Source organism: Sporosarcina sp. FSL W7-1283, from assembly GCF_038003105.1.
Classification (GTDB): Bacteria; Bacillota; Bacilli; order Bacillales_A; family Planococcaceae; genus Sporosarcina; species Sporosarcina newyorkensis.
This window is the reverse complement of sequence record NZ_JBBOOL010000001.1, coordinates 1,423,146-1,446,071: the sequence shown is the minus strand read 5'-3', so window position 1 is coordinate 1,446,071 and position 22,926 is coordinate 1,423,146. Positions and strand designations below refer to the sequence as shown.

General features: G+C 42.9%; 24 protein-coding genes and 1 riboswitch. Of the genes, 4 read left to right on the top strand and 20 right to left on the bottom strand.

Features of this window, described 5'->3' with window-relative positions; translation table 11 throughout:
* Position 1 precedes the first annotated feature (1 nt).
* On the bottom strand, positions 2–448 hold the full coding sequence (spoIIAB, locus tag MKY93_RS06810; protein ID WP_009497185.1) for an anti-sigma F factor: 447 nt from the start codon (positions 446–448) through the stop codon (positions 2–4).
* On the bottom strand, positions 438–791 hold the full coding sequence (locus MKY93_RS06805; protein ID WP_040758189.1) for an STAS domain-containing protein: 354 nt from the start codon (positions 789–791) through the stop codon (positions 438–440). Before MKY93_RS06805 ends, spoIIAB begins: the two co-directional genes overlap by 11 nt.
* Positions 792–1,218: 427 nt before the next feature.
* Between MKY93_RS06805 and MKY93_RS06800 the strand changes: the two genes are divergently transcribed.
* Positions 1,219–1,377, top strand: a complete 159-nt coding sequence (locus MKY93_RS06800) for a hypothetical protein (RefSeq protein ID WP_340758607.1) — start codon at positions 1,219–1,221, stop codon at positions 1,375–1,377.
* 289 nt (positions 1,378–1,666) lie between these two features.
* On the opposite strand, the gene MKY93_RS06795 is transcribed toward MKY93_RS06800, so the two are convergent.
* The 6 genes from MKY93_RS06795 to MKY93_RS06770 all read right to left on the bottom strand — a co-directional run bounded on the left by MKY93_RS06795 (position 1,667) and on the right by MKY93_RS06770 (position 6,825).
* Positions 1,667–2,962: a pyrimidine-nucleoside phosphorylase gene (locus MKY93_RS06795; protein ID WP_078816990.1), complete on the bottom strand. Its 1,296-nt coding sequence runs from the start codon at positions 2,960–2,962 to the stop codon at positions 1,667–1,669.
* 8 nt (positions 2,963–2,970) lie between these two features.
* The gene (gene deoB / locus MKY93_RS06790; protein WP_078816435.1) at positions 2,971–4,164 is read right to left on the bottom strand and encodes a phosphopentomutase; all 1,194 of its coding nucleotides are present in this window, start codon (positions 4,162–4,164) and stop codon (positions 2,971–2,973) included.
* 23 nt (positions 4,165–4,187) lie between these two features.
* A complete protein-coding gene (gene xerD / locus MKY93_RS06785; RefSeq protein ID WP_221836751.1) occupies positions 4,188–5,087 on the bottom strand; it encodes a site-specific tyrosine recombinase XerD in 900 nt (299 codons plus the stop codon).
* A 44-nt stretch (positions 5,088–5,131) separates the two neighbouring features.
* Entirely contained in the window at positions 5,132–5,602 is a 471-nt protein-coding gene (fur, locus tag MKY93_RS06780) for a ferric iron uptake transcriptional regulator (protein ID WP_009497191.1), read from the bottom strand.
* Between the two features lie 96 nt (positions 5,603–5,698).
* Complete coding sequence (locus MKY93_RS06775) at positions 5,699–6,211, bottom strand: hypothetical protein (protein WP_340758606.1); 513 nt, start codon at positions 6,209–6,211, stop codon at positions 5,699–5,701.
* Positions 6,212–6,273: 62 nt separating this feature from the next.
* Entirely contained in the window at positions 6,274–6,825 is a 552-nt protein-coding gene (locus MKY93_RS06770) for an NUDIX hydrolase (protein ID WP_009497193.1), read from the bottom strand.
* A 62-nt stretch (positions 6,826–6,887) separates the two neighbouring features.
* On the opposite strand from MKY93_RS06770, the gene MKY93_RS06765 reads away from it, so the two are divergent.
* On the top strand, positions 6,888–7,796 hold the full coding sequence (locus MKY93_RS06765) for an aldo/keto reductase (protein WP_340758605.1): 909 nt from the start codon (positions 6,888–6,890) through the stop codon (positions 7,794–7,796).
* Between the two features lie 527 nt (positions 7,797–8,323).
* On the opposite strand, the gene MKY93_RS06760 is transcribed toward MKY93_RS06765, so the two are convergent.
* The 7 genes from MKY93_RS06760 to MKY93_RS06730 form a co-directional block, all read right to left on the bottom strand.
* On the bottom strand, positions 8,324–8,608 hold the full coding sequence (locus MKY93_RS06760) for a hypothetical protein (RefSeq protein ID WP_009497196.1): 285 nt from the start codon (positions 8,606–8,608) through the stop codon (positions 8,324–8,326).
* A gap of 181 nt (positions 8,609–8,789) precedes the next feature.
* Complete coding sequence (locus MKY93_RS06755; protein WP_340760914.1) at positions 8,790–9,827, bottom strand: beta-carotene 15,15'-monooxygenase; 1,038 nt, start codon at positions 9,825–9,827, stop codon at positions 8,790–8,792.
* 122 nt (positions 9,828–9,949) lie between these two features.
* Complete coding sequence (locus MKY93_RS06750; protein WP_340758604.1) at positions 9,950–10,303, bottom strand: DUF2200 domain-containing protein; 354 nt, start codon at positions 10,301–10,303, stop codon at positions 9,950–9,952.
* A gap of 52 nt (positions 10,304–10,355) precedes the next feature.
* Entirely contained in the window at positions 10,356–11,393 is a 1,038-nt protein-coding gene (locus MKY93_RS06745; protein WP_340758602.1) for a DUF1835 domain-containing protein, read from the bottom strand.
* A 929-nt stretch (positions 11,394–12,322) separates the two neighbouring features.
* Entirely contained in the window at positions 12,323–13,678 is a 1,356-nt protein-coding gene (locus MKY93_RS06740) for a nucleobase:cation symporter-2 family protein (RefSeq protein WP_340758601.1), read from the bottom strand.
* On the bottom strand, positions 13,678–14,307 hold the full coding sequence (locus MKY93_RS06735) for a xanthine phosphoribosyltransferase (RefSeq protein WP_445683483.1): 630 nt from the start codon (positions 14,305–14,307) through the stop codon (positions 13,678–13,680). The genes MKY93_RS06740 and MKY93_RS06735 overlap by 1 nt, the downstream gene beginning before the upstream one ends.
* Positions 14,308–14,391: 84 nt before the next feature.
* A riboswitch (purine riboswitch) is annotated at positions 14,392–14,493 on the bottom strand.
* 174 nt (positions 14,494–14,667) lie between these two features.
* On the bottom strand, positions 14,668–15,597 hold the full coding sequence (locus MKY93_RS06730) for an AEC family transporter (protein ID WP_340758600.1): 930 nt from the start codon (positions 15,595–15,597) through the stop codon (positions 14,668–14,670).
* Positions 15,598–15,671: 74 nt separating this feature from the next.
* On the opposite strand from MKY93_RS06730, the gene MKY93_RS06725 reads away from it, so the two are divergent.
* Positions 15,672–16,904, top strand: coding sequence for a CynX/NimT family MFS transporter (locus tag MKY93_RS06725; protein ID WP_340758599.1), 1,233 nt, complete (start codon positions 15,672–15,674; stop codon positions 16,902–16,904).
* A 35-nt stretch (positions 16,905–16,939) separates the two neighbouring features.
* On the opposite strand, the gene MKY93_RS06720 is transcribed toward MKY93_RS06725, so the two are convergent.
* From MKY93_RS06720 to MKY93_RS06710, 3 genes are all read right to left on the bottom strand, one after another.
* Positions 16,940–17,698: an exodeoxyribonuclease III gene (locus MKY93_RS06720; RefSeq protein WP_340758598.1), complete on the bottom strand. Its 759-nt coding sequence runs from the start codon at positions 17,696–17,698 to the stop codon at positions 16,940–16,942.
* Between the two features lie 20 nt (positions 17,699–17,718).
* Positions 17,719–18,630: a pseudouridine-5'-phosphate glycosidase gene (locus MKY93_RS06715; RefSeq protein WP_340758597.1), complete on the bottom strand. Its 912-nt coding sequence runs from the start codon at positions 18,628–18,630 to the stop codon at positions 17,719–17,721.
* A 69-nt stretch (positions 18,631–18,699) separates the two neighbouring features.
* Positions 18,700–19,824 (bottom strand): NAD(P)/FAD-dependent oxidoreductase, encoded by a 1,125-nt coding sequence (locus tag MKY93_RS06710; RefSeq protein ID WP_340758596.1) that lies wholly within the window; start codon positions 19,822–19,824, stop codon positions 18,700–18,702.
* A gap of 128 nt (positions 19,825–19,952) precedes the next feature.
* Here MKY93_RS06710 and MKY93_RS06705 point away from each other — a divergent pair, with 128 nt between their 5' ends.
* Positions 19,953–21,053 (top strand): branched-chain amino acid aminotransferase, encoded by a 1,101-nt coding sequence (locus tag MKY93_RS06705; protein WP_445683482.1) that lies wholly within the window; start codon positions 19,953–19,955, stop codon positions 21,051–21,053.
* Between the two features lie 46 nt (positions 21,054–21,099).
* Here the strand turns inward: MKY93_RS06705 and MKY93_RS06700 are convergent, their stop codons facing one another.
* Both MKY93_RS06700 and MKY93_RS06695 read right to left on the bottom strand, forming a co-directional pair.
* Positions 21,100–21,897: an ABC transporter ATP-binding protein gene (locus tag MKY93_RS06700; RefSeq protein ID WP_340758594.1), complete on the bottom strand. Its 798-nt coding sequence runs from the start codon at positions 21,895–21,897 to the stop codon at positions 21,100–21,102.
* Entirely contained in the window at positions 21,872–22,915 is a 1,044-nt protein-coding gene (locus MKY93_RS06695; protein ID WP_078817708.1) for an ABC transporter permease, read from the bottom strand. The genes MKY93_RS06700 and MKY93_RS06695 overlap by 26 nt, the downstream gene beginning before the upstream one ends.
* Between the last annotated feature and the right edge of the window lie 11 nt (positions 22,916–22,926).

Here is a 22,926-nt window from a genome sequence, read left to right as displayed (position 1 = left end):
GTCACCTCATTCTACTTACTTCTGTGACCGGCGAAAAGTTCTTTTCGAATGTCACGATAGTCCCGGCTCCGAGGGTAGAATCTACACGGATACAATCAGCGAAACTTTCCATAATAGTAAAGCCCATGCCTGAACGCTCCATTTGCGGCTTTGTCGTAAACATCGGCTCCATCGCCTGCTCTACGTCAAAAATCCCCATTCCTTCATCCTTTACAGTCATTTTGATGAGGCGGTCTTCTATCGTCGCATGAATGGTTACCAAACTTTTTCCATCGCATTCATAGCCATGAATAATCGCATTCGTGACAGCTTCAGATACGATGGTCTTAAATTCGGAAATTTCTTCTAAAGTCGGATCTAACGGTGTGATGAAGCAAGTCATCGCCATGCGTGCAAGTGCTTCATTTTCTTCGATCGCCAGAAACGATAAGGTCAACTCATTTTTCATGTACAACCCCTCCGATTTCGTCGATTGCTTCTTCGACTGTACATTTTCTAATCACAGCGCTCAGGCCTGAAAATTGAAAGATTTTCTCCATTGTTGGTGACGGATTAAGTATCAAGGTTTCTCCGTTGACGGGTGCAAGATCACGCATTCTGCCAAGTATGAGGCCAATGCCTGCGCTGTCCATAAAGCCTAGCTTGTATAGGTCCCAAATGATTGCGCGTGTTTTTCCTGTGAATATTGCGGTTGATACTTCAGTTCTAATTTGATTGGCTTCATGGTTGTCGAGTTCACCTGCCAGCGTGATCAAAACAATGCCATTTTCCAGTTGGGTAATAGTTGCCATGTGTTCAAACGCCTCCTTCATGAAGCTATCATTCCACATTTAGAACCCGAATCCTTTACTTTTGACAAAACTAGTCATGAGACGTTAAAACTTCTTAACTTACGACATTGAAAAGTAGTCTCGGCGCCGCTGGTACGGCAAAAATCATGCGTCTGCTTTTTCTTTTTACTGAACGTTGGCGCCTACCGCTTGTGCCGAAGTAAGTTCAACAACGTTACTCTTTTGTTGTCTCGTCCCTCGACTTTTTAATGTGTCCGAGATAAGGGACACTGGGATGCACATTGACACCGCTGCGCGGCTGGGGGATTGCCTCCCGCCAAGAGCCAACTAGCAAAAGCATGCTAGCTGTCTCATGGCTACGGCTGACCCCGCAGTTGCGGCTGCGCTGGTATGGTGAAAATAAGGTGCGTAGCGTTTAAAATTTTCAATGCTTCAGTGTCTGCTTAGTAGTCTGAATTCAGTTTGCAAGGAGAAGTTACCTTATCTCTTCCTCTTACTGAACGTAGGCGCCTTACAAGCGGTAGGCGGAGTGATGAGACAGACAGGCGGTCTTCCTGACTGGCTTATCGCGGGAGCCATCCGCTAGCGCCGAAGTGTATTCAACGACATTACTCTTTTGTTGTCTCGTCGCTCGACTTTTAATGTGTCCAAGATAAGGGACACTGGGATGCACATTGATACCGCTGCGCCGCTGAGGGATTGCCTCCCGCCAAGAGTTCACTGGAGTTCACTTAGCTTTACAATTGGTTAAACTATCTCAAGCTAAATAAGAGTATGTACATTGAAAAACTGTTTTACACATAAACAACAAAAAAAGCCATATGTCCCGGCAGATTCCTTCTTCGCGGAATCACCTGGACATATGGCTTTATTATTTATAAAGAATGAATTAAGGATGGTGCTTCTGCTTTTTCGGCGGAGATGTATATATGGTCCTGCAGCAGCTTGATAGAATCGTCCACTTGCTGCTTATTCGAATGAAGAATGGCGAGTGGTTCGCCTTCTTTGACGTAGTCTCCGATTTTTCTGCATAAGACAATTCCAACTGACAAATCGATGACATCTTCTTTTGTGGCGCGACCGGCTCCTAACAGCATTGCTGCTACTCCTACCTCGTCTGCATCGATCTCGCTTACATAGCCGCTTTGTTTAGCAGGTACTTCGATTTGATACTGTGCGTGCGGAAGGAGATCAGGATTTGCTATAACTTCCGCGTTACCGCCTTGTGCTTTGATTAATTCGCCGAATAGGCGTAACGCTTCACCATTTTTAATGACGCTTTGCAACTGAGCCCGTGCATCTACATCGGATGCTGCTTTGCCGGCAGCCAGCAACATTTTACTGCCAAGAACTAAGCAAAGTTCCGTCAAATCGGCTGGTCCTTTACCTTGCAGTGTCTCAATCGCTTCTTTTACTTCTAACGCGTTACCTATAGCGAGCCCTAACGGTTGACTCATATCCGAGATGACGGCACTCGTGTTACGTCCTACTTCATTGCCGATTGCCACCATCGCGTCCGCTAACTGACGAGAGTCTTCCAATGTCTTCATGAACGCGCCGGCGCCCGTCTTGACATCCAAGACAATCGCATCTGCACCCGCCGCAAGTTTCTTACTCATAATGGAGCTTGCGATAAGCGGGATACTGTCCACTGTCGCCGTGACGTCTCTCAGCGCGTATAACTTCTTATCGGCAGGTGTCAAGTTTCCGCTTTGTCCGATCACGGCGATTTTTAGTTCATTCACTTGCTGAATGAACTGCTCCGTCGAAATTTCCACATGGAATCCTTCAATTGCTTCGAGCTTATCAAGCGTACCGCCTGTGTGGCCAAGTCCTCGACCACTCATTTTGGCAACCGGCACACCACAAGCGGCGACTAACGGAGCTAAAATCAACGTAGTCGTATCCCCCACGCCTCCAGTGGAATGCTTATCCACTTTCACTCCCTCAATGGCTGACAAATCTATCTGATCGCCTGACTCTGCCATAGCCATTGTTAAATGGCCTTGCTCTTCCGTTGTCATCTTCTGAAAAAAGACAGCCATCAAAAACGCACTTGCCTGATAATCCGGTATTGATCCATTTGTATAGCCAGTGACAAAAAATTCGATTTCTTCTTTTGTCAGTACTTCCCCGTCTCGTTTCTTCTCAATGATATCCACTATGCGCAGCATGCCGATTAGTCCTCCCTATTCAATAAAGATAAAAAGCTCTCTCCGTATTCAGGTTTGTCTACCTGGAAATTCTCAGCTATGGTTGCGCCGACGTCAGAGAATGTTTTACGTATCGGCAATTCCCCAGCCCCTTTATTGCCAGGTGAATAGACGAGCAACGGTACATATTCTCTCGTATGGTCTGTACCTTCATGAACTGGATCATTACCGTGATCTGCTGTAATGATCAATAAATCGTCCGGCTGAAGGGCTGCCATAATTTCCGGCATACGCGCATCGAATTCCTCCAATGCCTTGCCGTAACCGATCGGATCACGACGATGGCCATAAAGTGCATCGAAATCGACTAGATTGATAAAGCTGATTCCTTCGAATTCTTTTTGCATCACATCGACCAGTTTATCCACTCCATCCATATTCCCGCTTGTACGAATGGCTTCTGTCACGCCTTCTCCATTATAAATATCTGCAATCTTACCGATTGCGATAACGTCATATCCTTTATCTTTTAACTCGTTCATAACTGTTTTACCGAACGGCTTCAGCGCGTAATCATGACGATTCGTCGTCCGTTTAAAATTACCCGGTTCACCAACGAATGGACGCGCAATAATACGTCCAACCAGATACTCCGGACGCAACGTCAATTCTCTGGCAATTTCACAAATACGATATTGTTCTTCGATTGGAATGATTTCCTCGTGGGCAGCAATTTGAAGAACGGGATCCGCAGAAGTGTAAACAATGATTGCACCCGTTTCCATATGTTCTTGACCGAGTTCTTCAATGATTTCCGTTCCGCTTGCCGGCTTGTTACCGATCACTTTACGGCCCGTTTTCAATTCCAGCTCCTCGATCAATTCTGGCGGAAAACCATTCGGATACACTTTGAACGGCTTATCTATGCGTAAGCCCATGATTTCCCAATGCCCTGTCATCGTATCTTTACCGACTGATGCCTCTTCCATCTTTGTATAATATCCCAATGCATCTTTTTGAGGTACCAATCCTTTGACAGGCGCAATATTGGCTAGTCCCAGCCGCTCCAGATTCGGCATCTTTAAACCATCCATTTCTTCCCCGATATGTCCAAGAGTATTGGCTCCAACATCCCCGAAAGCCTCGGCATCGGGTGCTTCCCCAATGCCTACTGAATCTAGTACGATTAAATGAACTCGGTTATAACGTAATTTTTTCATAAAAAAACCTCCAATATAGTGGGTTACGCTCTTGGATGATACATGCTGTATACATCCTTCAAACGCTTTTTGCTGACATGCGTATAAAGCTGTGTCGTAGAAATATCAGCATGACCAAGCATTTCCTGGACTGCCCTCAAATCTGCTCCATTTTCGATTAAATGAGTGGCGAATGAATGGCGCAACAAATGCGGAGAAATCACCTTTTGAATATTCGCTTTCTGCCCCGCATCCTTGAGAATCTTCCAACAGCCTTGTCTTGTCAATCGCTTTCCATGCATATTGACGAATAAAGCATCCGGGTCCTGCCCGGCTCCAATAAACTTCGGGCGCGCGTCATTCAAATAACTGCCACAAGCATCAATTGCAGAACGTCCCAATGGCACAATCCGTTCTTTGCTTCCCTTACCAAAGACCCTGACAAATCCCATTGTCAAATGAAGATCAGCCAAATCAATCGCTATCAATTCACTTACCCTCATTCCGGTCCCGTATAACAACTCCAGAAGTGCTAAATCTCGTAATCCTTGGGGTGCAGTACAATCCACTACATCCATCAGCTGCTCTATTTCTGGGATGGACAAGACATCCGGCAACTTCTGTTCAATTTTCGGAAGTTCCAAATGGATGGTACAGTCATGTGTCGTGAGTTGTTCTCTCACTAAAAATTGATGGAACGAACGGATTGAAGAAATATGTCGTGAAAGTGTGCGAGAAGACTTGCCGCTTTCCTTTAGCTTTTTTATATGCTGTAAAACAGTGGAACGTTCAATCGAATTAAGCGTTTCCAACTGTAAACTTTCTAGATAGCGTATGTAGGAAGTCAGATCTCGCTGATAGGATTTCACTGTATTCTGTGCTAGCTGACGCTCCACTGTCAAAAAGTGTACATAGTCTTCCAGCGCAAACCGTGCTTCTTTCATAAAAGGTGACCCCTTTCTAATGAAAAAGTAAAAAAGGATAGCACTTATGCCATCCCATCGTCCTCTTTCTTCTTTTCTGTATCTTTACAACGTTTGCAAATTCCGTGGAAGGTCAGCCAGTGGTCTTTCACCGTAAATCCATAACGGCTCTCCACTACTTTTTCCACTTCACCAAGTAAGTCTTCTTGAATTTCATCAACGACGCCACATTCCAGGCAAATCAAATGGTGATGGAAACGCGCTGCGCCTTCTTCCCGCAAATCATAGCGTGCCACGCCATCGCCAAAATTAATTTTATCGACAACTTTTAATTCAGTCAGTAATTCCAACGTGCGGTAAACAGTAGCAAGCCCAATGTCTGGAGCTTTCTCTTTTACTAAGAGGAATACATCCTCCGCACTTAAATGGTCTTCTTTATTCTCAAGAAGAACGGCTACAGTCGCTTCACGCTGAGGCGTCAACTTATAGCTGGCCCCGTGCAATTGCTTCTTGATCCGTTCGATTCGGCTTTCCATACGACGCCCCCCTCAAATTGTCTCCATTATACCAAACTGTCTTTCAAGTTGACAATAGAAAGGAAATGATCAGTTCTATCTGGTTATTAATAGAGCTTATTTTATAAAATAAAAGATCGATAGTTCCAATAGCTGGATGATTAAAAGCAATCCGATCAGCAACGGAATAGCAGAAAGCGGACGATCTTTCTTGAGTGCCGGTGCAACAAAGAATGGCGGGTTCAATACGGTGCATAAGATAAGGTAAAGAAAGCAACCGACCAATTGAAACGGGAACCACCAAACGGCATACATTATAAGCTTCATGCCAGTCGACAGTAAATATGTAGAGGAAAGGCCGAAGAGTACGCACTTCGTTGCCCCGATCAACGGAAGGATAAAACGGACTCTCTTATATTTAGACAGAATGATGATCAACGTAATGAAAGTAAACGTCACGATTATAGGAGACCAGATGGACGCTTCTGCCCCTTTCACTACTCGCTGATCATATAATCCGACGATTGTTTCCAATGCATTGATCGGCCACTCCCTGAATAACAACGCCCCTCCAATATAACTGATTGCGAGTATAACGAATAAATAAATAAAAGACAATGATCGAGCCATAATTAGGACACCTCCGCATCGTTTTTACAACATATGCTTGTCCGTCCTAAATTAGCTCAATTTTAATCAAATTGAAGACTTTTTACATACCAAACCCCGACAACCGTTTTAGCATCATAGATTCGTTCGTTCGCGATCAATTCTTCTGCTTCTTCGACTGTCACTTCCAGTACATCGATAAATTCATCTTCGTCACCTGCAGCAGGTTGATCGACTTTTTCCAAATCTTCCGCTATGTATAAATGAATAATTTCATCCGCGAAGCCCGGTGAGGTGGAAAAGGTTTGGAGATATTTAAATGAATTCGCACGGTAGCCAGTTTCTTCTTCCAGTTCCCTGATCGCTGTCAGTTCCGGTTTTTCTCCTGGCTCGATTTTTCCTGCCGGGATTTCAAGCATCGTTCGTTCCAGCGCTTTTCTGAACTGTTCCACTAAGACCAGTTTACGTTCTGCGGTAATTGCGATGATCGCGACAGCGCCCGGATGTTTCACCAGTTCTCTTTTCGCAATTTTTCCGTCAGGCAGTTCGACCTCATCCACTTGCATTGAAATCACTTTACCTGTAAAGATCTTTTCTGTCGATAGGGTGCGTTCTTCAAACTTCAAAACTTTCAACCCTTTCCATTGGTTTTCTATCTCGAATTCATTGTACCATGAAAGGTATAGGAGGGATGCAAATGAAGAAGCGAAAAATAGGTTCCAGTGATTTACAAGTTTCCGAACTTGGACTCGGCTGTATGTCATTACCTACTGACCTGAAAGCGGCTCAATCGGTACTCGATGCTGCCATTGATAATGGCATCAACTATTTCGATACGGCAGATCTGTATGATAAAGGAACAAATGAAGAACTTGTAGGAACTATTTTAAAAGAAAGACGAAAAGATCTGATTATTGCGACGAAAGCGGGTAATAAATGGACAGCAGGCGAGGAAGGCTGGAAGTGGGATCCATCAAAGCAACATATCATGAAAGCAGTAAAGCAAAGCCTACAGCGTTTACAACTCGATTATATTGATTTGTACCAACTACATGGAGGCACGATGGAAGACAACGTGGAAGAAACGATTGAAGCGTTCAAGATGTTGAAAAAAGAAGGGATCATTCGGGAATACGGCATTTCTTCCATACGCCCTACTGTCATTCAGCGGTTTCTGGCACAGGGCAGTGCAGTCTCTGTTATGATGCAATACAGCCTACTGGACCGTAGACCTGAAGAATATTTCCCGATGATTGAACAGCACGGTGCATCCGTAATTACACGAGGTACAATTGCGAAAGGCTTGTTGACAGATGAAGGCAATGCACGAGCTGAAAAGATGAATGGTTTCGCGTCCTATTCAGAAACGGATCTTCAGAAGACTGTGCAGGCGCTTTCTGAAAAAACAACGGATCTGCATGCAGCCGCTATTGCTTTTGCATTGAAGCAGTCAGCTGTAGCCTCTGCATTAATTGGCGCTCGAACTCCTGAGCAACTACAGCAAACACTGAATGCCTATGAGACAGTAATTGACCCGCAATTGCTAGATGAACTGACGCGCGCGACGGCACAGCATCGATATGAACAGCATAGAGTTGAAAGTTAAGATAATAATAAAAAGAACTATCCGAACGGTCGGTTCTACCTGACTTTTCGGGCAGTTCTTTATTGACTAGATGTCCATTTCCTTCTCCATCGCCTCCCATATCACCCGATGTTTGGCTTTAGGTATACCATGAACTTGCTCATATCGACAAAGCTTGCATGAACAGTGTACTTTTCCTTTGCTTAAGGTCCCCCGAATGGGCAAATGCCGTTCTTCGTATCCAAGAATATCCCGTAAAATCGATACTTTCTTTTTAATAATTCGCTCGCGTTGGTGGCGAGTATACGCTCTTGACCGGTCTTTCACATATATTCAGCTCCTTTGATCAACCCAAGCTTGCAAGGTGCCTCAAAGGATTATAGAGCTACTTACAAGCTAGGTATGGAGCTGAACAACACGATGATTAGATTCATTACGCAGTTTCCTTTCCTAATAAATTTTGCACTACATAATAAAAGGATGAAACTACCCACAAATATTTGACCAATGATCTGCCACAGATACTACTGTTGAACGAGGATTTTATTTTAAACTAGTTTAGCTGCCAGTTTCGTATAAATTAAAGTTATAAAAAGAACTAACAAACCAAGTAAAATAGAGCCACCCCCCAAAAACAGGGATATTGCCATCCCATCCCATGCCCGCACGATTAGTAACCCATAGTAATGGGTTCCCGCACCTAGCAAGAGTAGAATATAACCGATCAAATATCTCTTACTTTTCCTCACACTCCATCCAATCCCAATTAAAGCAATGACAAAAATGATTGTCGGGAAAATATAAAACAAGAAATTAAAAAGGTGAACACTCATCGTTAATCAATCCTTTCTTGATTAGATTAACATTGTACTCCGATCCGCTTCAGGTATAATTTTGTCCAACAAGCACGACCATTTGCGGGAGATTTACTACCGCATCTACAGTTCATAGTTTTAAGTTCAGTTAAATATATTATCTCGGAAACGCCGGCAGATCAGTATTAATGCTTTTGGCTTATAATTTTGTTCTTAATACTTCTTTAAATTTGACTGAGTCATCCACTCGTATAGCAACTTGCTCATATTTTTTCTTTATGCCCATTAGCAAAGTTGCTTCTCCTGGATGCTTTAATTTTATTATGACATCTGGATAAGTCTTCTCAAAATCGCGGGCCACAAAATCAATAGTGTTCTTTGACAGCTTTTTTTCCAATATAGAACGATCTTCTATTACCTCTTCGATGTCCTCCCACCTTATTTCCATACGTTTCATTAATCCCAATGAAACATACATACGATCATTTTCAATTTGCAGGGGATTAAAGCGCATTGCCTGAATATCGCCTAAAAATAAAACAACAGAATATATATTTAAAACTAACAATATTAGCGATAAAATCAAAGATTTATCATGCAACCACCAATGAACACCCAGTGTTTCCACCACGATGGCGTGGATCATCATCACTTGAAATGCTATTAAACTTGAATTTTTATAGAGAGTAAACGTATTTTCTTTATACTTAGGTTCTTTTTTCCAAAGACTAAAAGCATAATAGAACATAAGCATTTCGGAACATATAACTTGTATAATCGGATGTTTTCTTACTTTTTGCTCTACCGCATTTGAAAAAGAGAATAAAAGCGGAATTGGATTCTTCTTTACAATGCGGATGATTTCAGGTAAATAGTTAAAGAGAGTGAACAACAATAATACCTCGAGTAAAACGATCGCACCCTCCATAACAAAACCTACTAGTGTAAGCGTCTTAAAGGGGGCTAGATATTGCATCGGAATCATAAATCGTGCGACGATCAGTCCTCCTGCCATCAAGGTAAGAAGAGACTTCCAACTTAATTTTCGTTGCCAAGCTAAAAATAAAATCGGGGCTACAATGGTTAGGTCAATTAGTGAACCAAGAACCACAGGATTGGTATTAGCCGGCAATATGCTGATTCCCAAAGAAGAACGGTATAATGCAAAGTTGGAAACAAGTACGATAAAAAATAAGGTTGGCCATATCATATGGAGTGAAACTTTTTTAAACACCATAATTTTCACCTCAGTCATTTTCGATTTTAATAATTTTCATAAAATATGACGTTACTTCTTTACAGATCCTGTATTCCTAACAAAAGAAAGCACAATTAAAAATCACTATCCCTAGCTTTTAATTATCCTTTCCGCAAAATCTTCTCCATCGTTTTTCCCTTTGCCAACTCATCGATTAACTTATCCAAATAGCGGATTTCCTGCATTATCGGTTCTTCAATTTCTTCCACTCGAATACCACAGATTACTCCTTTGATCAAAGCCCTTGCAGGATTCAATTGAGGAGCTTCCGCGAAGAAGGTCTCAAAGTCTGTCTGGTTTTCCAGTTGTACTTCAAACTCTTCTTGACTGTATCCTGTCAACCAACGAATGATTTCATCGACTTCTGATTTGGTACGCCCTTTTTTCTCCGCTTTCACAATATAATGGGGATAGACCTTTGCAACACTCATTGTATAAATCTTATGTTTTGTCATGATATTTCCTCCTAATTATTTCGTATTAAAAAAATTCAGTACTTTATGAAACTCAACGCAGGAACTCTTCATTTAATTTTACTTCATATAGCCGCATTGCCTGAAGATCCCCTCTGTATACAAAAACTTCTTTGGAAATCAACGCTCGGAGTCGAAATTCTATCCACTCATCTCCCGTATATTGCTGCATATGACCGATCACTTCGCCAATCAAGCGAGCTGATTTCATAAAATTATATGTACTTTGTTCTTTATGCAGGTACTTTGCACAACGAATAATGATATCATCGTCTCGATCGACATTTGAGTGCCACAGTTCCCCATGCTCCCATGTTCTCAAAAGACTTTCCATTCGCAATAAGTTCTTCCCTTCGTCACAAAGCGCATGCCGTTTCGCTAAACGCATTGGTCTAAGTTCAAATTGTTCATAGAATAGCAGAAGTCGCTCGGGAGTCAGTTCGCCAGATGTACGAGGAAACAACTCCTCTTCAAGTTGCGAATACATAAAGTTTTCATGGAAAGCTTTAAATGTATTGAGCTCTAGGACTTTATTTGGTTTCTTGTCCAATAAATAAAGTACGATGCGTAACCCTGTTTGCTCTGCAGCGTTCTCACCGGTCCAAATAACGACCTGTTGATCAGGTGTTATTGCTTTTATTTTCTCAACCGCTTTTACCATACCTGCTTTATACTGTTCAAAATCATCGAAGAACGGATGATAATTCTCCTTAAACCATTGAAAACGAGATTCAAGCCCTTTTCTTGTATGAAGGGATTCTATAGGACCGACCGAAAAGTTGTCGGACAATACGATAATCTCCTCTGTTAATTCGTATGAAGTTTCACGAAATGAAGCTTTTAAACTCCCTCCCGTAGAATCTCCGAACACAATATGTACAGTCTCCAGACCTTCTATTTTCCCATCATTTTTTGAAAGACGACGCAATGATTCTTTCACCGACTGCAGTATTTCGCTCAGTTCATTTTCTTCATGCTGTTCAGAACGCACTAGCAACACATGCAATAGCGCCTTTGCTTCTTGCTCATCTAATTTAGAGATAGCTTGTTTCAACCAATTTATATCCTCCATTTTCATCCTCCTCTGCTTTAGTCCTAAGGAAAGACAGAAGTTAATTCAAAAGTCGAACCTTTCCATAATTATACCATACCAGCCACTTACCCCCCTGATATTTTTACCAATAAAAAAGGGGCTGGGACAAAACTAATTTGTTCATAATGAAAGACGAACGATCGCAAAAAACACAAAAAGGTTCGGGTTACTTAGTGTGCGGTTAGGGATTTGCCCTCCAGGCCGGGACGCTTTCCGGAGGGCGTGGCTTGAGCCAATCGAACAGCGAAGGGTTCGATTTGTATAATTTCTGCGCTTCTTTGCAGAAATTATACAGCACGTGCTCCTAACGCTTCGCTTTTACTCGCAAAAGCCGTCCTTCGCTACGGCTTTCGCTCAGTCCAGGGTCTCAAGACACACGCTGATCCTCCCGGAGTCGCCCTGCCTTCCGGGCAAATCCTACGTTTTGTTCGGTAGGGCAGTTGCCTTTGTCCCAAATACAGAAAGTTTGGCTATGTTCAATTATAAAGCATAGAAACTCGGTGCTTACTCCGTATTTCAGGGTTTACAATTATGTAAAATTGCTATCAAACTGCCTTGTACACGAAAAATCGGGATTGAAGCGGAGGGCAGGGCGACTCCTGCGGAATGTAGCGCAAATGGTGAGACCCCGCAGGAAAAGCCGTAACGAAGAACGGCTTTTGCGAGTATAAGCGAAGCGTTAGGAGCACCGGTTTCCGAAGCGGACGAGGAGGCTCACCTGCGCCCCGCGGAAAGCGTCCCTGCCCGCAGCGGAAATCCCATAGGCAGCTCCAAGTCTGCAATACCTTTGCATTAGAAAAAACCGAACAATTTTACAAAACTTCGTTGGAATGTTTTGTAATTGTTCGGTTTTTTATCGTTTTGAACCCTTTTGTCCCAGCCTCTTTTATTGGTTATACATTTTTCACTTATTCACTTTGAACAGAAGCACTTACCAATACGGAAGAAGGACCTTCTTTCATCGTAACTGGCTGTGTCTTCGTTTCACTAGCTTTCTGTTTTGTCTGCTTCTTTCCCGAAGGCACCATATTGAAGATGATATTTAAGAAAATCGCAGTTAAACTCCCTAACACAATCCCATTACTCGTTAAAATTTGCACACTGTCTGGCAATTTTGCAAACAGATCCGGTACAACTGAGACCCCTAGACCAATTCCAATCGAACACGCAACGATCATCGCATTGTCCTGAGATTTCGATATGACTGGGCTCAGCATTTTAATTCCTTGAGCGACCACCATTCCGAACATCGCAACCATCGCCCCTCCAAGGACAGCATTCGGGACGATTGTAGCAAGTGCTGCAACTTTCGGTAAGAAGCCCAATGAAATCAGCATGACCGCTGTCACTAAAATGACGCGGCGTGATTTGACACCTGACAACTGCATTAAACCAACATTTTGTGAAAACGTCGTATATGGAAAGGCATTGAAAATTCCACCGATGACAGAAGCCAATCCTTCTGCACGGTAACCTTTTTCCAGTTTACTTTTATCAATCTCTTCATCACAAATGTCTCCAAGCGCGAAATACACACCTGTCGACTCTACTAATGAAACCATTGCAACCAACGTCATGATTGCAATCGGCAACAAGTGAAAAGTTGGTGTCGCTAAGTAAAACGGAAGCACCATATGCACATAGGAAGCATCTTGTACATTTGAAAAGTCCACGATGCCTAAGAATACAGCCGCCACAGTACCTCCTACCAATCCAAGCAAGATCGCAATCGACTGCAAGAAACCTGTAGAGAATCTATACATCAGCACGATAAACAACAAGGTACCAAATGACAAACCAATATTCGTCAGTGAGCCAAAATCAGCAGCCCCTTGACCGCCACCCATATTATTTATCGCAACTGGAATCAATGTAATTCCAATAATTGTCACGACCGAACCTGTCACAACTGGAGGGAAGAAACGAACTAAGCTTCCAAAAAACCGGCTGATGAAAAAGATAATCACTCCAGAAGCGATGACCGCACCGTAAATAGCCGAAATCCCATATTCATTTCCAATCAAAATCATTGGGCCGACTGCCGTGAACGTACAGCCGAGCACAACAGGCAAGCCAATACCGAAATATTTATTACGCGAAATTTGTAAAATCGTTGCAATTCCGCACATCAGAATATCAATCGACACGAGATACGTCAGCTGTGTTGGTGTCAAACCGATAGCGTTCCCAACGATCAGAGGGACTAATACAGCTCCAGCATACATAGCTAGTAAATGTTGAAAACCAAGCAAGGTAGTTTTCATTAGAAGGTTTCCTCCCCGACGAATTGCACTTTTCCATCCTGCAAGGACTGTAGTTCCGCCAATGATTCCAGTCGAATCCCGGCCTTACGTATTAATTCCCCGCCTGGTTGGAATGCTTTTTCAATGACAATACCTACACCAGCGATTTTTGCGCCTGCTTGTTCTGCAATATCTATTAATCCGAGTGCTGCTTGTCCATTCGCTAAGAAATCATCGATCAACAACACGGTGTCTTCATTGGAAATGAAATCTTTAGAAACCGAAATATCATTTGATTCATTTTTCGTGAATGAATGTACTTTTGCGGAGTAGAGATGATCCGTCAATGTAAGAGATTTTCGTTTTCTCGCAAAGACGACAGGTACACCTAAAATTAGGCCAGCCATCGTGGCAGGAGCAATTCCTGAAGATTCAATCGTGACGATCTTTGTGATGTTCTGGTCACTAAACCGCGCAACGAATTCCTTCCCGATTTCCTGCATCAGTACTGGATCGATTTGATGATTTAAAAACGAATCGACTTTCAATACCTCTTCCGATAATACTTTACCTTCTTGTCGAATCTTTTCTTTTAACAACTCCACTTGTGTTTTGCTCCCTTCAAATGTACGAATAAAAAAAGCGTACATGCCATTTCCCCATATAAACTATGAGAGAGCGGCATCTACGCTTTTAAAGATGAAAAAGCATTTTCCTGTCGAACGACAAAGAAATCTGCTTTTCATACTCCTCATAGGCGACCCATTTACGGTAGATCGGTAGAAACTTGCGGGCCATATTCCCGCGATTATATGAGTTCTATTTAACTGAATGGTAATAGTATAGCATGATTCGACAACATTTCAATACTTAATTCTTCCAATTAAACTCATTGGATCCTTTCCTTTTGGAGCTTGGACATATTCCTGTCAAAAAAATATGTATCATAACTTCAGTCGAGGCGTAACAAAAAGCAATGACTGCTATTCCACTCTCTTTTTTCCCATTACTCAAATAAAAATGATAGAGGACGAATAAATCACCAAGCCGACTGTAAAGCTGCTGATCACAGTAGTGAACAAGACAATTTGCGCTGCCAGTTCAGCCTCTATGTCATACTCCAATGCCAGAGTGGAACTGTTCCTTGACGTCGGGAATGAACTTGCGATCCATAAAGACTGGGCTGTGACACCGTCAATCTTCAACAGTAAGATAAAAAGAAGCGCAACAGTCGGTGAAAGAATGAGGCGCCCAAATGCGCTAAGGAAAATCAGTCGATTCCATAGCGCCTTCACTTTTATTTGCGCTAATTGTGCGCCTAATGTAATGAGCGCAATCGCGATGAACGCGTTGGATAAATGTTCGATCGGCAATTCAACGAAGAGAGGTAATTGGATGTTTGCCAAGTTCAGAAATCCCCCGAGCCAAAGTGCATGAATGATCGGCATCTTAATAAATTGTTTCAGAATGGCCGCTCCTGATTGTGTCGCAGAAACTAGATTATATAAACCATAGGAATACGTCAGGAGATTTTGATAGACGATCAAGACAATTTGAATTGAGACACCGAGCGGATTTGCATGGAAAACCAATTGGCTGACCGGCAATCCATAGTTACCAGAGTTAATGAGGACAATACTATTTTTCATTACTGCGGATTGCTGGCGGTTTAGACGCAGCATTTTACTGAATAGATGACCTATGACAATCAGCGAAGTACTGAATAATACAACAAAAAATAAAACATCCAGCAAGACTTTCACATTGATCACCGTATGGTATAAATTCATGAATACAGCAGCCGGGATGAGACAATACGTTAAGATATTCCCTAACGCCTTAACGTTAAAAGTAAATTTTATTTGCAAAACAACCCCAATTGCTAATAAAATTAGCATCGGTGTGATAACATTTACGAAGACTATGAGTAAATATTCCACTAGGAGATCTCCTTTCTGTTCTTATAGCCATATACTTCTTGGATCGATCTTCATTAATAGGAGGCTTCACTATTTTGAATTCAAAAAACGTACGACCGAACAAACATTTACATTTTCCAAAGAGTCAGTGGATCCTGTTAGCCGGCATTCTATTTATCGCCGCAACGATTCGATCACCACTGACATCTGTAGGACCTATTATCGGGACCATTCGAGACCAATTGCAAATATCCAATTCGCTAGCGGGCTTCTTGACAACGATTCCGTTGCTCGCTTTTGCTATTGTTTCACCATTCGTGCCTCGTATATCAAAAAAATACGGCATGGCGCCCACTCTTTTTTATTCGTTGATTGTACTAATGGCAGGTATTACTCTGCGCTCTGTAGGATCTAGCAGCTTACTACTAATTGGTACATTTTTAATAGGTGTAGGCATCGCTTTTGCGAATGTTCTACTTCCCGGCTTGCTGAAACTGAGTTTTCCATTACATATCGGATTGATGACAGGCTTGTATTCCGTTTCCATGAATATATCCGCAACACTCGCGTCCGGGATCGCTGCACCCATTGCCAATAACACTACATATGGATGGCAAGGTGCGCTCGGCATCTGGGGTGTCATTACATTTATAGCTATCATCGTGTGGATTCCGCAAATCCGAAAAAAACCGGAAACCGAAAAAGAAGTAACGAATGACTTGAATGCACGTCCGAAAACTCCGCTTTGGCGTTCGCCAATTGCCTGGAGCGTCACTTTTTTCATGGGCTTCCAATCCTTTTTGTTCTATACAACTTCCTCCTGGATACCCGTGGTTCTTCAGACGACCGGCTTATCGAACGAAGCAGCCGGCTGGATGCTGTCTCTGGTCCAATTCGCACAGTTACCTATGTTGTTTATCATACCGATGATTGCAGATAGATTGAAAAATCAACGCGTGCTTGTCGTCGCTATATTTGCATGTTATTTTATCGGATATGCCGGCGTGCAATTTGGCAGCGAAAACTTGACTGCGTTATGGATGATTTTCATCGGACTAGGTGGAGGCTCCGCATTTGGTCTATCGATGATGTTCTTCACATTGCGGACCAGCACACCAGAAGAAGCCGCTTCTCTTTCCGGCATGGCACAGTCCGTCGGATACCTACTTGCAGCGGTCGGTCCTGTTCTTTTCGGTTATTTGCACGACTGGACAGGATCTTGGACAACTCCGCTCTATGCATTCATGTTTATCGCATTCTTGGTATTCGTAAGCGGAATGTATGCAGGAAAAAATCGAATCATATCTCAAGATCCAAAGACTTCATGACTAAAAAAGCAAGTGCTGTTGCACTTGCTCTTTTTTCATTCAAATACAAACTCTGCAGAAATTGGACAATGATCACTTCCTAAGATCTCTGCATGGATTTCACTAGTTTGAAGAGCGGACTGAAGACGATTTGAAATGAGCAAATAGTCAATTCGCCAGCCAATATTACGGGCTCTGACATCCCGCATATAGGACCACCACGTATAAGCCCCTTCTTGGTCAGGGTGCAAATAGCGAAACGTATCAATGAATCCCGAATCAAGCAAACGTGTCATCTTCGCACGCTCTTCTTTCGTAAACCCTGAATTGCCATAGTTGGATTTCACATTGCAAATATCAATCTCTTCGTGTGCAACATTCAAATCCCCACAGTAAATAACAGGTTTCTGTGCGTCAAGTTCTGTTAAATGAGCGAGCATTTCATCTTCCCATTTTAATCTGTAGGAAAGACGTGCCAAGTCTCTCTGTGAATTCGGAGTATAACAGTTTACTAAGTAAAACTCTTCAAACTCTAGCGTCAGTACACGGCCTTCCATTTCGCTATCTTTCCCATTCAATCCATATTGGACAGAAAGCGGTCGTTGCTTCGTAAAAACAGCCGTACCGGAATACCCTTTTTTCTCCGCATAATTCCAATAGTGTTCATATCCTTCAAACGGCAGTTCAATTTGCCCTTCCTGGCATTTGATTTCCTGGACACAGAAAATATCCGCTTCTATTTGCTCAAAAAAGTCATTGAAGCCTTTTTTCACACAAGCCCGTATGCCATTGACATTCCAAGATACTACTTTCAACTTTACACAACCTATCTAATTTAATTGCCATTGAAACTAACAGCTAATTTTGCAGCCAGTGCCGCATTCGATTTCACCAATGCGATATTCGCATCCAAACTTTTTCCGTCCGTCAACTCTTGGACTTTCTTCAACATATACGGGGTAAGTTCTTTACCGCTTATGCCTAATTGTTTCGCCTCAATCAACGCATTCGATACAAGCTGATCCATATGGAGCTGATCCATCGCATATTCTTCCGGAATTGGATTGGCAATTATCGCACTGCCTTCTAGACCGAGATTCCATTTGACACGCAGCATTTCCGCCATTAATTCGATATCGTCCACTTGATAGTCTACACGATGTTCGCTGCCTCTCGTATAAAAAGCAGGAAAAATATCCGTACGGTAGCCCATTACTGGTACTCCTTTAGTCTCCAAGTATTCGAGTGTCTTACCTAAATCAAGTATAGATTTAGCCCCTGAACAAACGACCGCTACACTCGTACAGGCAAATTCCTCTAAGTCCGCAGAAATATCCATCGTCTCCTCGACACCACGATGAACCCCACCAATTGCACCTGTCGTGAATACACGTATACGCGCCAAATCCGCGAAAAACATAGATGCTGCTACAGTCGTAGCGCCAGGCTGCTTGGTAGCGATAAGATAACTTATATCTCTTCTGGACGCTTTGATAACCCCTTTGCTATCTCCGAAACGTTCCAGCTCTTCATCCGACAACCCTATTTTAATCTTGCCGTCCATGATTGCAATCGTGGCAGGTACTGCTCCGTTTTCACGAATAATCTGCTGAACCTCACGTGCAGCTTTCACATTTTCTGGATAAGGCATTCCATATGTGATGATTGTCGACTCCAACGCAACTAAAGGTTTGCCATATTTCATCGCTTCTTTGACTTCTTCCGAATAAGATACATATCTTCTCATCTGAGTTCCCCCTTTACCGTTCAATAACTTTACCCCCCATACCAAAGATAAACATACTCTATCATTTGTTCAATGTTCTTCAGCAATGATTTGTTCGACCTGATAGCTTTCCAGATTCCATCCCGTCGGTTGATCCAACACCAACTGGGACAACAATTTACCGACGAACGGGCCCACTGTTAAGCCTGAAGACCCGAGTCCGTTGGCTACCCAAATCATCGGATGATCGGGCAATCGGCCAATGACCGGCATGAAATTCGGTGTGTGTGGTCGAATTCCAACTCTAACCTCAGCAATTTCAGCTTCCTTCAAACCCGGCGCCACCGGTAAAACATTCGTCAATACTTCTAGTATACCACCAGCTGTTGGCCGAGTATCAAAATTGTCTGTATTTTCATGTGTTGCCCCTGCAACAAATTTCCCATCTTCAAAAGGCACGATATATTGTGTGGCAGGTGGCATGATGACCGGCCAATCCCCTGATGATTTGTATGATGTCTGCAAGTGAAGGATTTGCGCTTTCTGGCCATAGACTAGCAGCTTCTTCCCTAAAGGCTCTGTAAATTCACTGGCCCATGCACCTGCAGCTAAAATGACTTGATCCCCTTCGATTATCTGATTTCTAACGATGACACCACTGACACTCCCACCTGTCATGTAAGGAACGGCAGAACCTTTAATCAACTGCACCCCTCTTTTTACCACGACTCGCTCTAAGGCTTCGCGCAACGCCTGGCCATCCACTTTGGCAGCCCCTGTGATTCTAACAGAACTATATTCGTCTGAGAGCGCAGGGAAATATTTCGCCGTTTGCGTCATGTCCAATAACTCCACTTCTCCGATTTCGGGAGATGATTTTTTGCGCCATTCCAATAAATCTATTTTCTTATGTAAACGTTCACGCTCGGTATGGATAGCCAAGGCTCCAACTTTCTTATATCCTGTTTCAGTTTCTCCTTCCTCTTCCAGTGATCGAATCAACTCGGGATAATAGGCTGCTCCTGCTGTTGCTAGTGCATACCATGCCTTGTTTCGTCGCTGCGAAGCCCAAGGACAGATAATGCCTGCCGCCGCTCTCGTCGCTTGCCCTGGTTCCTGTCGATCGATTACAATGACTTCCACATCTTGATTGGATAGATGATACGCAGCAGAAATTCCGACGATCCCCGCACCGATAATAATGATTTTCTTCATACTAAATTAACTCCTTTTTATATACTTTTCAAATTCGACAAATTTTTCACTTTATTTTTTCTGAAAAAGCAGTATAATGATTCTATTCGAAAGATTTTTCGGAATATTCTACATCCAGAGGAGATCTGATGATTATGACAAGAGTACCTATGCAAATACAACTTACACAAAGCAAAAAAGAAAAGCCAGATCCAGCAACTTTAGTTTTCGGGAAAACATTTACGGATCACATGCTCATCGTAGATTACGAGGAAGGCAAAGGCTGGCACAGTCACCGTATCGTACCCTATGCACCACTGACGCTTGATCCTGCAGCTATCGTCTTCCATTATGGGCAAACAGTTTTCGAAGGAATGAAAGCATATAAATCGGAAGAAGGAACGATCCGTATGTTCCGTCCTGAAGAAAATATGAAACGCCTCAATTATTCATTGGATCGTTTGTGCATGCCGCGAATCGATGAAGAGAATGCCCTATACGCACTAAACCAGCTTCTGCAAATCGACAAAGATTGGATTCCGACTCTCGATGGGACTTCATTATATATTCGACCATTTGTAATTGCAACGGAAGCTTTCCTTGGCGTAGCACCGGCAAAGAAATATCAATTTTTCATGATTCTTTCTCCGGTAGGTTCTTATTATAAAGAGGGAATCCATCCTATAAAGATTCTGGTTGAAAATGAATTTGTTCGCGCCACAAAAGGCGGAACAGGAAGCGCGAAAACAGCGGGCAACTATGCTTCCGCATTAAAAGCGCAAGAAGTAGCCGACCAACAAGGCTACTCACAAGTGCTTTGGTTAGACGGTGTGGAACGTAAGTACGTAGAGGAAGTCGGCAGCATGAACATTTTCTTCAAAATCAATGGAGAAGTCGTGACGCCTGCAATCAACGGCAGTATTCTGGAAGGTATCACACGGAAGTCTATCCTACAGCTACTGCGTCATTGGGATGTACCTGTGGCCGAACGAAAAATTTCGATGGACGAAATTCGAAATGCCTATGAAAATGGGCAGCTAGAAGAAGTTTTCGGTACTGGAACAGCCGCTGTCATCTCTCCAGTAGGCGAACTGAATTGGGATGGCTATAAAATGATCATCGGCAATGGAGAAACTGGAGAGCTTTCAAAAAAACTGTACGACACACTGACAAATATCCAAACAGGCAAAGAAAACGATCCTTTCAATTGGGTCTACGAAATCAAAAAACATATTGCTCAACTTGCTTGACCAAGATTGAAATAGCCCCTATCCATGGATAGGGGCTATTTCTTATTTATACAGATAGCAACGCAGCATCACTTGTCAACTGCTCACCACGAATTCGTTGGAATTCATCCATCAGCTTCGCAATTGTCAAGCCTTGCTTTTCTTCTTCTTCCACTTCTAATATGATCTGTCCCTTATCCATCATGATCAAACGATTTCCAAGGTCCAGGGCCTGCTGCATATTATGCGTTACCATCAAAGTTGTCAACTTATCATGCTCGACTAACCTCTTCGTCAAATCCGTGATCAACTCTGCACGAGAAGGGTCTAGTGCCGCCGTATGCTCATCCAGCAATAAAATTGACGGCTGAGTAAACGTAGCCATTAACAGCGACAGCGCTTGCCGCTCCCCGCCAGATAACAATCCCACTTTAGCGGACATTCGGTTTTCTAAATTCAAGTGCAATGTTTCAAGAGACGTACGGAACAATTCTTTCCGCTTTTTGTCTACACCGCGATGAAGCGAACGACGTTTATTACGTGAATAAGCCATCGCCAAATTCTCTTCTATCGTCATTGTCGGCGCCGTGCCTGCCATCGGATCTTGAAACACCCGCCCGATCATTTTCGAACGCTTAAACTCGGCTAATCTCGTTACGTCTTTACCGTTGATGAAAATACTACCAAAGTCAGGCGTCAATGCACCTGATATCATATTCATCATCGTGGACTTCCCTGCTCCATTACTCCCGATTACTGTAACAAAATCACCAGGATGCAAATGAAGATTAATCTGGTCGAGCGCCACTTTTTCGTCTGGGGTAGCTTCATTGAACGTTTTATTGATTTGATCCAGTTTCAACAATCCTATGACCCCCTTGTGCTGCTTTCATTTCCATTCGCTCGGCTTGTCTACGTGCTTTTCGGGCTTTTTCCCGTCTCTTTTCTAAAATTTGCGGGATAATCAATGCCGCGATCACAATGATCGCAGTAATCAATTTCATATCGCCGGAGTCAAGAAACTTCACTCGCAAGGAAAGACCTAACACAATTCGATAAATGACAGCTCCGAAGATGACCGCCAATGTCGTACGGAAAATTGTTTTTGTTCCGAATATCGCCTCACCAATTATGACAGAAGCCAAACCTATGATGATCATTCCAATTCCCATTCCATTATCAGCGAACTTACCATACTGGGCTATCAATGAGCCTGAAAATGCCACCAATGCATTGGAAATTCCTAATCCTAAAATTACGAGAGTATCTGTATTCGCGGAAAAGCTGCGAATCATTTTTTTATTATCTCCCGTCGCACGTATAGCCAATCCGACTTCCGTCTGCAAAAACCAATCGGCAATCAATTTAATCAGGATCGTCACCAAGATCATCAAGAACAAAGTGCCCCATGTCGCAGGTAAATGTTCAATACCCAGGCCTGACAGGAAGCCATTTATAGCCCCATCAATTCCAAGGTCGCTCCAAAAACCTTGGAACTTGCTGAAAATCGTTTCTGCATTCAAGAGCGGGATGTTCGGGCGTCCTACTGAACTTTCAGTAGTCAGTCCCATTATCCGAAGGTTTATCGAGTAGAGAGCTATCATCATGAGGATTCCGGATAAAAGTGGATTGATTTTTCCTTTGGTATGTAATAAGCCTGTTATACATCCCGCAAAAAAACCGACGACAATTGCGGTTAGTGTTGCAACGAGTGGATGGTAATCAAATACAATCATCGTGGCCGCCACTGCTGCTCCTGTCACAAAACTTCCGTCCACCGTCAAATCTGGAAAATCAAGCACTCGGAATGTAAGATACACTCCGAGCGCCATGATCGCATAGATGATGCCCTGCTCAACTGAGCCAAATACAGCTGAAAACATGCAAGATCATC

Coding starts and splice junctions, on each gene's coding strand:
- spoIIAB (WP_009497185.1), bottom strand. CDS start 448: ATGAAAAATGAGTTGACCTTATCGTTTCTGGCGATCGAAGAAAATGAA.
- MKY93_RS06805 (WP_040758189.1), bottom strand. CDS start 791: ATGGCAACTATTACCCAACTGGAAAATGGCATTGTTTTGATCACGCTG.
- MKY93_RS06800 (WP_340758607.1), top strand. CDS start 1,219: ATGCTTCAGTGTCTGCTTAGTAGTCTGAATTCAGTTTGCAAGGAGAAG.
- deoB (WP_078816435.1), bottom strand. CDS start 4,164: ATGAAAAAATTACGTTATAACCGAGTTCATTTAATCGTACTAGATTCA.
- xerD (WP_221836751.1), bottom strand. CDS start 5,087: ATGAAAGAAGCACGGTTTGCGCTGGAAGACTATGTACACTTTTTGACA.
- fur (WP_009497191.1), bottom strand. CDS start 5,602: ATGGAAAGCCGAATCGAACGGATCAAGAAGCAATTGCACGGGGCCAGC.
- MKY93_RS06775 (WP_340758606.1), bottom strand. CDS start 6,211: ATGGCTCGATCATTGTCTTTTATTTATTTATTCGTTATACTCGCAATC.
- MKY93_RS06765 (WP_340758605.1), top strand. CDS start 6,888: ATGAAGAAGCGAAAAATAGGTTCCAGTGATTTACAAGTTTCCGAACTT.
- MKY93_RS06760 (WP_009497196.1), bottom strand. CDS start 8,608: ATGAGTGTTCACCTTTTTAATTTCTTGTTTTATATTTTCCCGACAATC.
- MKY93_RS06755 (WP_340760914.1), bottom strand. CDS start 9,827: ATGGTGTTTAAAAAAGTTTCACTCCATATGATATGGCCAACCTTATTT.
- MKY93_RS06750 (WP_340758604.1), bottom strand. CDS start 10,303: ATGACAAAACATAAGATTTATACAATGAGTGTTGCAAAGGTCTATCCC.
- MKY93_RS06745 (WP_340758602.1), bottom strand. CDS start 11,393: ATGGAGGATATAAATTGGTTGAAACAAGCTATCTCTAAATTAGATGAG.
- MKY93_RS06740 (WP_340758601.1), bottom strand. CDS start 13,678: ATGAAAACTACCTTGCTTGGTTTTCAACATTTACTAGCTATGTATGCT.
- MKY93_RS06735 (WP_445683483.1), bottom strand. CDS start 14,307: ATGTACGCTTTTTTTATTCGTACATTTGAAGGGAGCAAAACACAAGTG.
- MKY93_RS06715 (WP_340758597.1), bottom strand. CDS start 18,630: ATGAGAAGATATGTATCTTATTCGGAAGAAGTCAAAGAAGCGATGAAA.
- MKY93_RS06710 (WP_340758596.1), bottom strand. CDS start 19,824: ATGAAGAAAATCATTATTATCGGTGCGGGGATCGTCGGAATTTCTGCT.
- MKY93_RS06705 (WP_445683482.1), top strand. CDS start 19,953: ATGATTATGACAAGAGTACCTATGCAAATACAACTTACACAAAGCAAA.
- MKY93_RS06695 (WP_078817708.1), bottom strand. CDS start 22,915: ATGTTTTCAGCTGTATTTGGCTCAGTTGAGCAGGGCATCATCTATGCG.